This is a genomic window from Tardiphaga sp. (assembly GCF_044340795.1).
Classification (GTDB): Bacteria; Pseudomonadota; Alphaproteobacteria; order Rhizobiales; family Xanthobacteraceae; genus Tardiphaga.
The window spans coordinates 1-15,335 of sequence record NZ_JBIISY010000151.1; the positions used below are offsets into that span (position 1 = coordinate 1).

The window sequence follows — 15,335 nt, forward strand, 5'->3', positions numbered from 1 at the left end:
CCCAATCTCAGCACGATCAACCCGGTCTATTTCCAGAATATTGCGCGGGCGCCGTTCACCACCGACCAAACCCAGACCAACAGCAATCTCGGCCTGTATATCCAGGACCAGATGAAGATCGATCGCCTGATCGTCTCGCTCGCCGGGCGCCATGACCGCTCGGAAATCCAGTTCAATACGCTGACGCTCGGCACCGGTGCGCGCAACATCGTCAACCAGAACGACAGCGCCTTCACCTATCGCGCCGGTGCGCTCTACCTGCTGGATGGCGGCATCTCGCCCTATGTGAACTACGCGACCTCGTTCGAACCCGCGCCCTATCTGGCGGTCGGCGACAAGCCTCTGCTGCCGATGAGCGGGGAGTCCTACGAGTTCGGTGTCAAGTATCAGCCGATTGGCCTCGATACGCTGATTACCGCGTCCTATTTCGACATCCGCCAGCAGAATGTCGTCAATGGCGACCCGCTCAATATCGGCTATTACGTGCAAACCGGCGAGGTCCGTTCGCGTGGCGTCGAGCTGGAGGCGAAGACCTCGTTCTCGCGCAACCTCAATGGCATCGCGAGCGTCACCTGGCTCGATGCCGAGGTGACCAGAGACGTGGTGGCGGTCAATGTCGGCAAGCGTCCGTTCGCCGTGCCGGCGGTGATGGCCTCGGCCTGGGCGGACTACACCTTCGACCGCGGACCGCTCGGCGGTTTCGGACTCGGCGGCGGCGTGCGCTATGTCGGCGACAGTGCCGGCGATCCGGCCAATTCATTCACCGTGCCGGCGGTGACGCTGTTCGACGCCGGCGTGCATTACGACTTCAGCTATCTGAACCGTGAGTGGAAGGGCTGGAGCGCCCGCGTCAACGCCAACAACCTGTTCGACAAGGAATATGTCGCGGCCTGCTACACGCTGTCGAATGGCTGCTTCTGGGGCGCCCGCCGCAGTGTGATCGGAAGCGTGAAATATAGCTGGTAAATCGAAAGGGCATTAGCTGTGAGCCAAGCCTCAAATGACGACCCCTGGCGTGCGCGCTATCGCAACATCCGGGTGCTGGACGTGCTCCGCGTCACCCGTGTCACGCCGATGATGCAGCGGGTGACCCTTGGCGGCGACGAAATCCGCGGCATCAAGGATGCGCCCAACATCAAGCTGATGTTGCCGCCACGCGAGGGCGCTCCGGTCTGGCCGCTGAAGGGCGAGAACGGCAAGCCGTTGCTGCCGCCCGGCCAGTCGATGCCGATCTCGCGCACCTATTCGCTGCGGCGTCTCGATCGCGACAGCGGCGAGATCGACGTCGACTTCGTGATGCATGGCGAGGGCGCCGCGTCGACATGGGCCGAACATGCGCGCCCCGGTGACAAGATCGGTGTCGGCGGTCCGATGGGGCCGGAGGTGCGGCCGGCGGACTGGTATCTGATCGCGGGCGACCACACAGCCCTGCCGGCGATCTCGCGCATCCTCGGCCAGCTCGCGCCGGACGCACGCGGTAGCGTGTTCATTGAGGTGCCGAATGCCGGCGAGCGGCAGGAGCTGTCCATTCCGCCGAGCATGGAATTGCATTGGCTCTACACGGACGAGGGCGGCGATCTCGAACGCAGCGTGCGCGCTGCCCCGTGGCCGGATGGCAAGAAGGTCTATGCGTGGCTCGCTGCGGAATCCACGACGGTGCGGTCGCTGCGCAGTTATGTCAGCCAGGAACGCGGTCTCGGGCGCGGCGAGTTTCTCGCCATCGGCTATTGGCGGCGCGGCATGAGCGAGCCGGAATATCACGAAAAGCTCGATCATGATCGCGGCGAGGATTTCTACGAGGCCATTCGTGACGAATTGCAGCACGCCCACGACCACCGCTGACGCGTGGCTGCCGTTCCAGCGTGCCGGGGCATCGCAGATCGACCTGACATCGAAGGACGGCCGCGGCTATCGCATCTTTGTGTCGGTGCCGGATTCTGCGCCTCCGCCGGGGGGCTTTCCGGTTCTCTATCTGCTGGACGGCAATGCGACATTTGCGACGGCGATGGATGCCGTTGCCATGCAGATGCGCAGGCCACACGCAACCGGTGTGCCGCCGGGGATCGTGGTCGGGATCGGTTATCCCGGTGATACGCCGCTTGCGCCGGAGCGGCGGTGGTTCGACCTGACGCCGGCAAGCGACGGCGCTGGTCCAAGCGAGGGCGGTGCCGCGGCCTTTGCGGATTTCATCGCGGACACGGTGAAGCCGCTGGTGCAATCCAGCTGGCCTGTCGATCCCGCGCGGCAAGCCGTTTTCGGCCATTCGCTTGGTGGACTGTTCGTGTTGTGGTCGCTGTTCACGCGGCCGGAATCGTTCCAGAGTCATGTTGCGGCGTCGCCGTCGATCTGGTGGAATGATTGTGCGATCCTGGCGCAGGCGGATGACTTCATTCGCGCCAGAGGCTGCGTCGCTGCGAAGGGCCGGCTGCTGATGACGGTCGGCAGTCTCGAACGAACCCCGCCCTCGGCGATGGATCGCGGATCGACGACCATGATGGAGAATGTCAAGGCGCTTGCGACGCAGTTGCGCAAGGCGGCTGATGTGCTGGATGTTTCCTATGCCGAATTCGCCGACGAGAACCACGTCTCCGTCATCCCGGCCGCGATCAGCCGCGGCGTCCGTTTCGCCTGGCAGAGACCCTGAGGCGATGATGACGGGCTTGATCAGGCGCGCATTGCTGTGTCTCGCTCTGCTGGGCTTGAGCGGGCTCGCGTCCGTGTCGCCGGCACGCGCCGAGATCCGGATCAAGGACATCGCCGGGCGTGATGTCGTGCTGGAACAACCGGCGACGCGCATCCTGCTGGTGCAGGGACGGCATCTGCCCGCGCTGTCGCTGATCCATCCCGATCCCGTCAGCATCATGGCCGGCTGGCAGAGCGACATGAAGCGGCAGGATCCGGTCACCTATGAGGCGTATCGGCGCAAGTTTCCGGATCTCGACAAGGTGCCGGTGATCGGCGATGGCGTGCCGCAGAATTTCTCGGTGGAGCGCGCGCTCGCCATCCGGCCCGATGTGGCGATCCTCAGCTGGTATGTCGCGGGCGTTCCGGCCGGCGGCAACACCAGTCCGGTGATCAAGCGTTTCGAAGATGCCGGCATTCCCGTGGTCATCGTCGATTTCTTCGCCAATCCGCTACGCGACACGATCCCCAGCATTCGCGTGCTCGGCCAGGTAACCGGCCGCGACAAGGAGGCGACGGCCTTCATCGATTTCTACCAGCAGCATCTGACGCGATTGAAGGACAGGCTGGCGGCCCACAAGGAAGCGCTGCCGAGCGTGTTCATGCATGCCCATGCCGGCGGCGGCGAGTGCTGCTATTCGCCCGGCAAGGGCACCTTCAACGATTTCATCGGGCTGGCCGGCGGCCGCAATATCGCGATCGACATGATTCCGGGATCGACCGGGCAGGTCAGCCTCGAATATCTGATCGCCAGGAATCCGGACGTCTATGTCGCGACCGGCGGGGCGCAGCTCGCGGCGAGCGGTGGCCTCGTGCTCGGCACCGACGTGTCGGCCGAGGACGCACGCAGCCGCTTCCGGAGCCTGCTCGCAAAGCCCGGCCTGTCCGGCCTGACCGCCGTGACGTCCGGGCGCGCTTTCGGCCTGTGGCATCAGTTCAACGACTCGCCGTCCCATATCGTCGCACTCGAATGGCTGGCGAAATGGCTGCATCCGGATCTGTTCCGCGATCTCGATCCTGCCGCCACGATGAAGCAGATCAACACTTTCTCTGCCGTGCCATTGCCGGGCACGTTCTGGGTCGACGCGCCGTGACCGACAGCGTGCCATCGGCGGTGACGGAGTCGATCCGGTCGGAGACGATCGCGGCGTATCGCCAGATCATGCGTCGGCGCATCGCCTGGTCGGTCGCCTTCGCCGTCGCGCTCGTCATGGCGTTCCTGCTCGATCTCGCCTCCGGTCCGGCATCGCTCGGCCTGCACGAGACGATCGCAGCGCTGCTTGATCCTGCAAACAGCCCGCGCCCTGTCGTTACCATCATCTGGGACGTGCGGTTGCCGCAGGCGGTGGCCGCGGTGCTGGTCGGCATCGCCCTCGCGCTGGCGGGCGCGGAAATGCAGACCGTGCTCAACAATCCGCTCGCGAGCCCGTTCACGCTCGGCGTATCGTCCTCGGCGGCGTTTGGCGCCGCGCTCGCGCTGGTGCTCGGCATCGGCATCCCCGGTATCCCGCAGAACTGGCTGGTAGCGGGCAACGCCTTCCTGTTCGCCCTCGGCTCCATGCTGCTGATGCATGCGCTGGTGACATTGCGCGGCCTCGGCTCTGATGGCCTCGTGCTGATGGGGATCGCGCTGTTCTTCACGTTCAACGCCATGGTGGCGCTGCTGCAATTCGTCGCCAGCCAGCAGGCGCTGCAACAGCTCGTGTTCTGGATGCTCGGCAGCCTGTCGCGTGCCGACTGGGACAATCTGACATTCGTCGCGGTCATCGTGGTCTGCGTGGTGCCGTTCACGTTGCGCGCAGCATGGCCGCTCACCGCGCTGCGGCTGGGCGAGGAGAGGGCGCGCGGCATGGGCGTCGATGTCACGCGGCTGCGCTATGCATCGCTGCTGCGCGTCAGCCTGCTGACGGCGACTGCGATGGCGCTGGTCGGCACCGTGGGCTTTGTCGGTCTTGCCGGGCCGCACATTGCCCGCATGCTGATCGGCGAGGATCATCGTTTCTTCCTGCCGGTAAGTGCGCTCGCCGGTGCGCTCATCATGTCGATCGCATCCACCATCAGCAAGATGGTCATTCCGGGCGTGCTGATCCCGATCGGCATCGTCACCGCGGTGATCGGGCTTCCGGTCTTCATTGCGCTGATCCTGCGCCGGAGAAGCGCATGGTGAGCCGCGCACAGCTTGCGATCGATCGATTTTCGACCGGTTATCCCGGCCGGCCGGTGATCCGCGATATCTCGCTGCCGCCGCTTCGCGCGGGCGAGATCACCGCGCTGGTCGGCCCGAATGCGGCCGGCAAGTCGACGCTGCTGCGCGGACTGGCGGGCCTTCTGCCGGCCAGCGGCGAGGTGACCTTCGATGGCCGCTCGATCCTGCAACTATCACCGCGCGCGCGCGCCGAATTGATCGGCTTCATGCCGCAAAGCGTGCCGCAGGCGGCGGAACTAACGGTACTGGAGGGCATGCTGAGTGCGCTGCATGTGGCGCCGCGCACCGGCGACGATCCCTTCGTGGAACAGGCCATCGACGTACTCGGGCAGGTCGGTATCGCGCATCTTGCGCTCGAGCCCTTGAACCGCCTGTCTGGCGGGCAACGCCAGCTGGCGAGCCTCGCGCAATCCATCGTGCGGCATCCGCCCATCCTTCTGCTCGACGAACCGACCAGCGCGCTCGATCTCGGCCACCAGTTCGATGTCATGAACATGGTGCGCCGCTATGTCAGCGCGGGACGGATCGCCGTCGTGGTGCTCCACGACCTGACCTTCGCGGCGCGCTGGGCCGACAATATCGTCGTGATGTCCCAAGGCCAGCCGAAGAGTTCCGGGCGACCCTTTGACGTCGTGACACCGGACCTGCTCGCCGACGTGTACCGGATCTCCGCACGGATTGAGCGCTGCAGCTACGGCTATCTGCAGCTGATCGTCGATGATCGTGTGGCGGATGAAGGGGGAGTTTGCAGCAGTCGCAGTTAGGCATGAGCGGTTCCGGCATATCGCGGAATCTGCAGATGTCCTGCGGTGCTCGGACAAAGGAAGCGCGACGTCCAGAATCGATACGAGGCGAAGAAGGCGGCTGATATCTCCCCCTTACGGCGACGGTGCCGAATAGTTTTGCTTTCCGTGAAAAATATAGTTCGCAGGTGCAATGGGCTCCAATGTTCCTGTTCTTCGGCGAAATGTGTTGTTCGCTTCGCGAGCCAGCACCTATTTCCATAGGCTATTGGCTCAATCACGAGTCAGATTGCCGCATCATTTGTGGCGACAATCCCGCAAAGTCGACGACAATTTTCCAAGAATGTGACCGCAACGGTTCTCCAAACACCCGGTTGGGCACCCGATGACGGTCGGGTCGCGGCCGTCATTTTGAAAACCAGGTGAGCTCAGCTCACAGAGAAGGATTCAATTATGGCTGACGATATTCAGTTCACGAACGATTCCAACGATTTTGGTACGACGATCGGCACCAGCCCGGGTCTCGGCTTTCAGGCCTCTGACATTCTGCACAGCTCCAATACCGATGGCGGCGATGGCGATTCATCGAGCTTCACCGGGATCGGCGATCTCGGCCTCGGCCTTTCGGTGCCGACGCTGATCGGTGTGTCATCGTCCAGCGACAGCCAGGATTACAGCAGCTCCGACAACAATGATGGCGGTCTGCTTGGCGGCCTCCTCTAAGGCAGTCGCTTAGGGCTCATTTAGCCCGTCAGCGGTGGCCGGCCGAATCTCGCGTGCCGGCCACCGCTTCTTCCGATTTCCAGTTCTTTTCATTGATTGCATTTGAAGGGACTTGCCTTGGCCGAAGATCATCGACGCGACGAGCTGGCGGAAGCGCTGAGATCGGTGAGGCGCCACTTCGTCATGGCGGCGATTTTTTCCGGCTGCGTCAACCTGCTTTATCTCAGCTCCCCGCTTTATCTTATGCAGGTCTATAATCGTGTTCTCGTCAATGAGAACATCACGACGCTCGTTCTTCTGACCGTCATCCTGATCGTCGCGCTCGCGACCATGGGCGCACTCGATGCGTTGCGCGCCCAGATCCTGATCCGCCTCGGTATCATTCTCGACTCTCGCCTGTCCGGCCGGGTGTTCGATGCGCTGATCGCGCGATCGGCGAAGCAGGGCTATTCCAAAGGCGCCCAGCAGCTGCGCGAACTCGACGATTTTCGTGCTTTCATCACGGGCCCCGGCATCTATTTCGCGTTCGATCTTCCCTGGATCCCGGTCTATCTCCTGATCCTGTTCCTCATTCACCCGGTGCTCGGCACCGTTGCCACGATCGGCGCGCTGATCCTGCTTGGCCTCGCTTATTTCAACGAGGTCATCACCAGCCGTCCGATGCGCTCCGCGCAGGAATCCTCAAAGGCATCCTTTGTCTTCACCGAGAATGTGTTGCGGCATGCGGATGTCATCGTGGCCATGGGCATGAAGCAGTCGGTGGCGCAACACTGGAGCCAGAGCCGCAGCCAGATGGTGCGTGAGCAGGCCTTTGCCAGCGATCGCAATGCAGCGGTGTCGTCGGGCATTCGCTTCGCCCGCCTGTTGCTGCAATCGCTCATGCTCGGCACCGGCGCCTGGCTGGCGATCGATCACAGCATCATGCCGGCGACGATCTTTGCCGCGAGCATCATTCTCGGCCGGGCCCTCGTGCCCGTCGAGCAGGGCGTGGCAACGGCGAAGCAGTTCAATGCAGCCCGCGAAGGCTATCGGCGCGTGCGCGAGTTGCTGTCTGCCTTTCCGCGGGAGCCGGTGCGGACGATCGTTCCGGTGACCGAGCATGCCGTGATCGCAGAAGGTCTCGACTATCGTTTGCCCGAGCGGAAACAGCCGGTGTTGCAGGACGTCTCATTCGAGATCGAGAAAGGTCATGCCATTGGCATTGTCGGGCCGAGCGGATCCGGCAAGAGCACATTGGCGCGGATGCTGATCGGCGCCATCACGCCGTCCGGCGGCACGCTTCGGCTCGGCGGTCTCGATTACGCGCAATGGGACAAGGCCGAGTTCGGCCGTCTGGTCGGTTATCTGCCGCAGGATGTCGGGCTCTTCGCCGGCACCGTGCGGGAAAACATCGCCCGTTTCGGTGAGGTGACGACGGCGGAGATCATCGAGGCGGCGAAACGTGCCGGCATTCACAACATGATCCTCGACCTGCCGAACCAGTACGACACCCGGCTTGGTCCGGGCGGCGTCGGTCTGTCCGGTGGCCAGCGCCAGCGACTGGGATTGGCGCGGGCGCTGCTGGGACGGCCGAAGCTGCTCGTGCTCGACGAACCGAATGCCAATCTCGACACGGTGGGCGAGGTTGCGCTGAAAGATGCGCTTCTGGCGCTGAAAGAGCAGGGCACGACCATCGTCGTGATCACGCATCGCACCACCGTGCTCGAGGTCGTGGACAGCATGATGGTGCTGCGCGCAGGGCGGGTCGAACTCGTGGGGCCGCCGACCGTCGTGTTCGACCATCTCAAGGCGATGTCCACGGCGCCGCAGAACAGGGTGGCCTGATGAGCACGATCCAGCATGGCGGGAAGCCGGCCCCAACCGGCATCAGCAATCCGATGCGTCCGGCCATGTGGGGCGGCGGGGTCATCGTTCTGTTCCTGGCGTTCCTGACGATCTGGGGCTTCACGGCTCCGGTCTCCGGCGCTGCGGTCGCAGAGGGCAGCCTGCAGGTGAAAGGTCAGCGACAGTCGGTGCAGCATCCCTATGGCGGCGTGATCGAGAAGCTGAATGTCGCGGATGGCCAGGAGGTGAAGAAAGGGGAATTGCTCGTTCAACTCACCGATCATGAACCGCGCGCGCGTCTGGATGTGTTGCGGGCCGAGCGGATCACACTGCTTGCGCAGGAAGCGCGTCTGATCGCCGAGCGCGACCATCAGACCGAGCCGGATTTCGACAAGCGACTGGCGAGTTTTTCCCAGCATGCCAATACTGCGCAGGCGATTGCCAGCGAGCGGGCGGTGCTCGGCGCACGGCAACGTCAGTTCGACACCCAGAAGAACATGCTGGAGTCGAAAATCTCCCAGCTCAGCGAGCAGACATCGGGTTTGCAGGCGCAAGTGGACGGCCTGAAGCGGCAGAGCGAATTGCTGGAGGAGGAAGCGCAGGGCGCGCGGCAGCTGCTTGCATCCGGCTTCACGCCGAAAACACGCGTGCTGGCCCTCGATCGGACTGCGGCGCAGCTGGACGGCGAACGTGGATCAAAAATGGCGGAGGCGGCGTCGCTGCAGCAGTCGATCGGGGAGGCGAAACTCGGCCTCGCCAAGCTCGAGCGCGAACGCGTTACGGAAATCACCAACGACCTTCGCCAAGTCTCTTCGAGCCTCGCAGAGAATGGCCCCAAGCTGGAGGCCGCGAGCGATGTCCTCAACCGTACGGCCATCACGGCGCCATCGTCAGGCACGGTGGTTGGGCTGTCGGTGTTCACCGAAGGCGGGGTGATCCAGCCGGGCGCCAAATTGATGGATGTGGTGCCGCAGGACGATCCGCTGATCGTGGATGCCCGACTGCAACTGACCGATATCGGCGATGTCCGGCGCGCGCAGCCTGCCGATGTCAGGCTCACGAGCGTTCCGCGCAACGAACGTCCGCAGATCCGCGGCGAGATCATGACGGTTTCGGCCGACAAGCTCACCGACGACAAGACAGGCAAGGGCTACTACGCAGTGCGCGTGAAACTGAATGACGATGACGTCAAGGCGTCCAAGGTCGCGCTGCAGCCCGGCATGCCGACGGAGATCATCGTCACCACACGGCCACGAACGCTCGTTGGCTATCTCATCGGTCCGCTGACCGACGAGATCAGCGGCGCGTTCCGTGAAAAATAGAGGTGTCCCATGACCCAGCAGAAAATGTCGAAGGCCGAGGCGCGCCGCGAGCGCAATTCGGAAACCAATCATCTCGGCATGGATACGGCGGCAGCGGGCATGGCTGCCGGCGGGCTGGGCCTTGCCTTGCTGCATCATCAGACTCCCGAGGCGAAGGCCGCGACCATGGAGGCACGCGGTGCCGCAGACCCGACGTCGGCAATGGTCGATCGATCCGTTGTTAATCCAGCGGGCGAGGTCGGCGAGCATGCGACGGTCGCGTATGACCACCGGTCAGAACCTGCGCCGATGGCTTCTGACCTGGATGCGGGCAGCCACGTCGATCGCGCTCTGAACATGGAGGCGAATGAAACCAGTCCGGGCGCCAGCGACCATCAGAATCACGGATCTGTTCTGCAGGATGACGTGGGCTCCGCCTTGGAGCCGCCAGGCAGTGCGATGTCCACGACGACGACGACAGGCCCGGCCTCGGTTGATCACGTGGAGTCCAGTCACGCCGTGACGAACGGGCTGCAAAACCTGATGTCAGCGGCGTCATCGGCCGTCGCGGACATCGCCCATGGGCTGGAGCAAAGACTGGACACGATCACCTCCGCGACCAGCGAGGCAATCGATGCCTCCTTGAGCGCCATCTCCAACCAACTATCGTCACTGACCTCGCATATCGGCGATCTCGCTTCTGATCACGGGGACAACCTGTTGCAAAACGCAAGCGCGATCGCGGGTGGTGCCGGTGAGCTGGCTGGAGACGCACTTTCAACGGCGCCCGCGGTTGTCGATCCGATCTTCCATCAGGCATTCGGGCCGGCCAGCGACATCCATTCCCTTGCGGGAGACGTTGTCGACACGAGCGGTCTGGCGAGCTTTGGCTCGGCGGTCCATGACGCGCCGATTTCGTTTCTCGCGCAGTCCTACACCGATGTCGCCGATCATACCGTCCATGGCTTGCAGGGACTGACTCACGGACTGGTCTGAGTGGAGGCTGGCGTCTTGATCGATGTATGACGACGGTGCCGAGCACCGTCAGTGCCGAATACTGTGGCACCGGTATCACTCGACGAACACCGGGCGCGATGGCAGACTGGGGGCGCAATCATCTCCGTCCTGCCCCAGTAGGTATTCGTGCGTTTTCTCACGTTGCGTTATTTCAATGAAGTGGCCCGACTGGGCTCGATCCGGAAGGCAGCGGATCGCCTGCATGTGGCGCCCTCGGCGGTCAGCCGGCAGATTGCGCAACTCGAGCATGAGGTCGATGCTGTCCTGTTCGAGCGATCGAAAGGCGGCGTGCAACTGACCGTTGCCGGCGAAGTATTGGCGCGGCACAGCCACGGCATTTTCCGCGATCTTGATCGTGCGCAGACCGGGATCGACGAACTGCGCGGGCTCCGGCGCGGCGAGGTGAGCCTGTGGGTGATCGAAGGGATCGTGTCGGACCTGTTGCCCGGCGTGCTCGCTCGCTTTCACGACAAATATCCCGGCGTTTCCTTCAAGGTGAATACGGCGTCCTCCGATCGCATCATCGAGGCCTTGCTGGCGGACGAGGCGGATATCGGCATCACGTTCAATGCGCCGCGGCGGGTCGAGATCGAGGTCGTCGGTGAATTCATCGAGCCGATCTATTGCCTGGTTTCGGCCACGCATGAATTCGCATCGCGCGCGTCGCTGACATTGGCCGATATCTGCAGCACGCCGCTCGCATTGTCGGAGCACAGTTTCGGCCTCCGCCAGATCTTCGAGCGGGCGGTGATCGAGCGTCGGCTCAAGCCCCGGATTGTCGTCACCACCAATTCCCTCGAACTGACCAAGACGATGGCGGCCACCGGCAAGGCGGTCACCTTCATGCCGGCGCTCACGGTCATCAGGGAACTCGCCACAGGAAGCCTCCGCGCGATCCCGGTCAGCGAGCCGGAATTCGTGTCCGGGCGCTCCAGCATCAGCGTTCACCGCGACCGGCCGCTCCCCCATGCGGCGCAGGAATTCCTGAAGGTGCTGACCGCCGAGCTGAAGGGGCTGTCCGCGGCGCCGCGTGCAAACCCGGCCGGAGAGTCCGGCCCCTCCGACTGAGGTGTTGCCTTTTCGGTACGTTCACATGACAGTTTCTCGTCTTTGCACGATTGAGGGCACTGGCTAGGCTTTGGGCATCGACCTCTTGTGGAGCCGGTCTATGCCCTCAAATGTGAAATTTCCTTCTCCTTCACTGGCCATTTCGAGAAGAACCGTTCTGCTTGGCGCGAGCGGCGCCGGTGCAGCCCTGGCTTTGGGCCGGATGGGCTCGCCAGCCCTCGCACAGGGCCTGACCTCGGTGAAAGTGTCCGAGGCTATCCATCTCGGCATCTATGTCTCGGTCTACGCAGCCAAGTTCGGCGGCTTCTTCAAGAAGCACGGTCTCGACGTGGCGGTCAGTTCGGCGGGCGGGATCGCGGCGGCTTTGCCGGTGGTGTTGTCGGGCAACGCCACTTTCGCGGTGACGGGCACGGGCATGTCGGTCAACGCCGCCGTGGAAGGCGCCAAGATCTCGAACATCGCCAAGATCGTCGGCGGAATGGCCATGTGGGCCGTGGCCAAGCCGGGCGCGAACTTCAAGACCGTCGAGGACTTCAAGGGCAAGACTGTCGCCACCTTGCGTTTCCCGTCATCGACGATCCAGGTGCCGACCTATGTTATGAAGGAGAAGGGCGGCTTCGAGGCCGAGAAGGCCGGTGTCAAGTTCCTGCAATTGCCGGCCGGCGCCCAGGCGCAGGCCGTGCTCGATGGCCGCGCCGATGTCGCCGTCATGTTCGAATGGGATGCCAGCATCGCCAAGCAGCAGTTCGGCCTCGAAGCCGTGATGTCGCTCGGCGACTTCATTCCGCCGGCTGCGTTCACCACCGCGATGCTGCCGACTGCCGAGGTCACCAAGAACCCGGCAATGGTGCAGGCCTTCTGCGATGCGCTGGCCGAAACGCAGGTCGCACTGCATGCGGATCGCGAATTGTTCGTGAAGACCTCGCAGGTCGAATTCCCGCAGCTGTCCGAAGCCGTCATACGCTCGGCAGCCGAAAACATCCTCGTCAAGTCGCAGGCCATTCCGAAGGCGCCGACCATTTCCAAGGCAGAGTGGGATGCGGACATCGCCTTCGAGATCGCCGGCGGGTCGCTGAAGGTCGGCCGTCCCTATGAGGAGATGGTCAACAACACCTTCGCCGAAAAGGCCGCCGCCAAGTTCGCCAAGGCCGGCTGAGGGAGACGATAATGCGAAGCCTGATTGCCAAGCCTGAGCCGATTGCCTTCGACGCATCGCGCACTGCGCTGATCGTCGTCGACATGCAGAACGGTTATTGCTCGCCGGGTGGCTATTTCAGCCATCTCGGTGTCGACCTGGCGCCGACCCAGCAGGTCATACCTGCCATTTCCGAACTCGTGCGGGTGTCGCGCGAAGGCGGCGTGCAGGTGGTCTGGCTGCAGAACGGCTGGGACACCGAACTGAAGGAAGCCGGGGGCGAGGGCTCCGTCAATCAGCTGAAAGGTAACTCCCTGAAGCTGATGCGCAGCCGGCCCGAATTGAAGGGCAAGCTGCTTACCAAGGGCGGGTGGGACTATGAGCTCGTCAAGGAGCTGAAGCCGGAAGGCAGCGACATCGTGATCCCAAAGCCGCGCTATAGCGGTTTCACCGGCACCCAGCTCGACAGCATCCTGCGCAGCCGCCGGATCGATACGGTGCTGGTCTGCGGCGTCGCCACCAATGTGTGCGTCGAGTCGACCATCCGCGATGCCTATTTCAAGGAGTACTTCCCGGTGCTGGTCCGCGACGCCTGCTATCAGGCCGGGCCGGACTTCATCCAGGAAGCCACGATCTACAATGTCGAGCGCTTCTTCGGCTGGACATCGTCCATCAACGACATCGCCGCCGCCTGCGCCGTCGAACGCGCCGCCTGATCACCACGCACATCGCAAAGGGACCGTCATGCCGATCGAAATCCTGACCCCGCCGAATCCGCCGCCGCCGCTCGCGCCCTATAGCGCCGGCACCAAGGCCGGTGGTTTCATCTATGTGTCCGGCACGCTGGCCATTGGTCCGAATGGCGAGACCATGCATGTGGGCGATGCGGCCGCACAGACACGCTACGTGCTCGAAGCGATCAAGGCGGTGATCGAGGCGGGCGGCGGCACGATGAAGCATGTCGTGATGAACCAGATCTTCCTCAAGGACCTCGCCGACTATGCCGCCATGAACGCGGTCTACAAGGAGTACTTCCCGGAAAATCCGCCGGCGCGCTACTGCATCCAGACGCCGCTGGTTCGCCCCGACTTCCTGGTCGAACTCGCGACCACTGCCTATGTCGGGCCCTGACATGGCGAACACCGAAACCGCGGGTGTGCTGGCCGAGCGGGCGATGGTCGGCAAATTGGCGGCGCGGCGACGATGGTCGCCGCTGGCGCTGATCGGCAAGGGCCGTATCCTGTTCTATCAGCTGCTGGTGATCGGCGCCTTTCTGCTATTGTGGGAAGTCGCGATCCGCAACGAGTGGATCAAGGTCTATCTCTATGGCCAGCCGACCGGCATCTGGCGTGAATTCGTCAAGGCGCTGACATCAGGCACGCTGCTCCGCGACACCTGGGTCACGACCCAGGAGACGGTGCTGGGCTTCCTGATCGGCGGCATTCTCGGCTCGCTGGCCGGCCTGTCGCTGTGGCTGTCGCCGACGGTGGCGGCGGTGCTGCGGCCAATCATGGTGGCCATGAACGGCCTGCCGAAGATTGCGCTGGCGCCGCTCATCATCGTCTGGTTCGGCATCGGCATCGAATCCAAGATCGCCGTTGCGGCCATCATCACCTTCATCGTGGCGATGATCACGTCCTTCGACGGCGCCAAGGAAATCGACCACGACTATGTGCGGATGCTGAAGGCAATCGGCGCCAGCCGCTGGCAGATCTTTCGCATGGTGATCCTGCCGGGCTCGCTGCCGTGGATCGCCTCGGGCTTCCGCCTCAATGTCGGCTTCGCCATGATCGGCGCGGTGGTCGGCGAATACATCTCCGCGGAGCAGGGGCTCGGTTACTACGTCTACTATTCCGGCACGCTCTACAATCTGAACGCCGTCTGGGCCGGCATCCTGGCCTTGATGATCCTTGCCCTGGTGCTCGACGCCATCGTCGGCTGGATCGAACGCCGCATGATGTGGCGCTGAGAAGGAAGTGTCATGCCGCTCGCTAAAATTCACGATGCCGACATTCACTATGACATCAAGGGGGAGGGCGAGCCGGTCTTGCTGGTCGCCGGTCTCGGCGGCACCGCCTCCTACTGGAATCCGAACATTGCTGCCTTTGCCGAACGCTATCAGGTGATCCTGCATGATCATCGCGGCACCGGCGGGAGCACGCGCTCCGAAATGGCGTACAGCGTCGAGCTGATGGCGGACGATCTGCTGCGGCTGATGGATGTCTTGAAGATCGAGAAGGCGCATCTGGTCGGCCATTCGACCGGCGGCGCCATCGGCCAGGTGCTTGCCGCTATCGCGCCGGAGCGGATCGCGAGCCTTGTCCTCTATGCCAGCTGGGCGGTGCACGACAATCTGATGGAAGTGAACATGCAGCTGCGCCGTCGCATCGCCATGGCGATGGGCGAGGCGGAATATCACCGCACGACGCCGGTGTTCCTGTATCCGCCTTATTACATTCGCGACAACAAGGAACAGCTGGAGCGCGATATCGCGGCGTCCACGGCGAACACGTCGAGCAGGACGATCCTTGACGCTCGCGCCGCCGGCATTCTTGCGTTCGACGGCCTGCAATATCACGACCGCATCACGTGCCCGACCATGGCCATTGTCACCGACGACGACATCCTGACGCCGC

The 15,335-nt window shown here is 63.3% G+C and carries 16 protein-coding genes; all 16 read left to right on the forward strand.

The features are described from left to right. Positions 1 to 966: TonB-dependent siderophore receptor (locus ACIQ17_RS21555; protein ID WP_398471162.1), on the forward strand; the 966-nt coding region annotated here is incomplete at its 5' end. 18 nt (positions 967 to 984) lie between these two features. Then, on the forward strand, positions 985 to 1,842 hold the full coding sequence (locus ACIQ17_RS21560; protein WP_398471163.1) for a siderophore-interacting protein: 858 nt from the start codon (positions 985 to 987) through the stop codon (positions 1,840 to 1,842). Beyond that, positions 1,808 to 2,644 carry an alpha/beta hydrolase gene (locus tag ACIQ17_RS21565; RefSeq protein ID WP_398471164.1) on the forward strand — a complete coding sequence of 279 codons (837 nt, stop codon included), beginning with the start codon at positions 1,808 to 1,810 and terminating at the stop codon, positions 2,642 to 2,644. The genes ACIQ17_RS21560 and ACIQ17_RS21565 overlap by 35 nt, the downstream gene beginning before the upstream one ends. A 7-nt stretch (positions 2,645 to 2,651) precedes the next feature. After that, positions 2,652 to 3,776, forward strand: coding sequence for an ABC transporter substrate-binding protein (locus ACIQ17_RS21570; protein WP_398471165.1), 1,125 nt, complete (start codon positions 2,652 to 2,654; stop codon positions 3,774 to 3,776). Continuing rightward, positions 3,773 to 4,849, forward strand: coding sequence for a FecCD family ABC transporter permease (locus ACIQ17_RS21575; protein WP_398471167.1), 1,077 nt, complete (start codon positions 3,773 to 3,775; stop codon positions 4,847 to 4,849). Before ACIQ17_RS21570 ends, ACIQ17_RS21575 begins: the two co-directional genes overlap by 4 nt. Further along, a complete protein-coding gene (locus tag ACIQ17_RS21580) occupies positions 4,843 to 5,652 on the forward strand; it encodes an ABC transporter ATP-binding protein (RefSeq protein WP_398471168.1) in 810 nt (269 codons plus the stop codon). Before ACIQ17_RS21575 ends, ACIQ17_RS21580 begins: the two co-directional genes overlap by 7 nt. A gap of 432 nt (positions 5,653 to 6,084) precedes the next feature. Continuing rightward, positions 6,085 to 6,354: a hypothetical protein gene (locus ACIQ17_RS21585; RefSeq protein ID WP_398471169.1), complete on the forward strand. Its 270-nt coding sequence runs from the start codon at positions 6,085 to 6,087 to the stop codon at positions 6,352 to 6,354. 117 nt (positions 6,355 to 6,471) lie between these two features. Next, a complete protein-coding gene (locus ACIQ17_RS21590; protein WP_398471170.1) occupies positions 6,472 to 8,178 on the forward strand; it encodes a type I secretion system permease/ATPase in 1,707 nt (568 codons plus the stop codon). Further along, a complete protein-coding gene (locus ACIQ17_RS21595; protein ID WP_398471171.1) occupies positions 8,178 to 9,500 on the forward strand; it encodes an HlyD family type I secretion periplasmic adaptor subunit in 1,323 nt (440 codons plus the stop codon). Before ACIQ17_RS21590 ends, ACIQ17_RS21595 begins: the two co-directional genes overlap by 1 nt. Positions 9,501 to 9,509: 9 nt before the next feature. Then, positions 9,510 to 10,475: a hypothetical protein gene (locus ACIQ17_RS21600; protein WP_398471172.1), complete on the forward strand. Its 966-nt coding sequence runs from the start codon at positions 9,510 to 9,512 to the stop codon at positions 10,473 to 10,475. A gap of 147 nt (positions 10,476 to 10,622) precedes the next feature. Continuing rightward, positions 10,623 to 11,564 carry a LysR family transcriptional regulator gene (locus ACIQ17_RS21605; protein WP_398471173.1) on the forward strand — a complete coding sequence of 314 codons (942 nt, stop codon included), beginning with the start codon at positions 10,623 to 10,625 and terminating at the stop codon, positions 11,562 to 11,564. Between the two features lie 202 nt (positions 11,565 to 11,766). Next, the gene (locus tag ACIQ17_RS21610) at positions 11,767 to 12,720 is read left to right on the forward strand and encodes an ABC transporter substrate-binding protein (protein WP_398471174.1); all 954 of its coding nucleotides are present in this window, start codon (positions 11,767 to 11,769) and stop codon (positions 12,718 to 12,720) included. Between the two features lie 11 nt (positions 12,721 to 12,731). Next, positions 12,732 to 13,415 (forward strand): isochorismatase family protein, encoded by a 684-nt coding sequence (locus tag ACIQ17_RS21615; protein ID WP_398471175.1) that lies wholly within the window; start codon positions 12,732 to 12,734, stop codon positions 13,413 to 13,415. 28 nt (positions 13,416 to 13,443) lie between these two features. Then, the gene (locus tag ACIQ17_RS21620) at positions 13,444 to 13,830 is read left to right on the forward strand and encodes a Rid family hydrolase (protein WP_398471176.1); all 387 of its coding nucleotides are present in this window, start codon (positions 13,444 to 13,446) and stop codon (positions 13,828 to 13,830) included. Between the two features lies 1 nt (position 13,831). Beyond that, positions 13,832 to 14,668 carry an ABC transporter permease gene (locus ACIQ17_RS21625; protein WP_398471177.1) on the forward strand — a complete coding sequence of 279 codons (837 nt, stop codon included), beginning with the start codon at positions 13,832 to 13,834 and terminating at the stop codon, positions 14,666 to 14,668. Positions 14,669 to 14,680: 12 nt separating this feature from the next. Next, positions 14,681 to 15,335: alpha/beta fold hydrolase (locus ACIQ17_RS21630; RefSeq protein WP_398471178.1), on the forward strand; the 655-nt coding region annotated here is incomplete at its 3' end.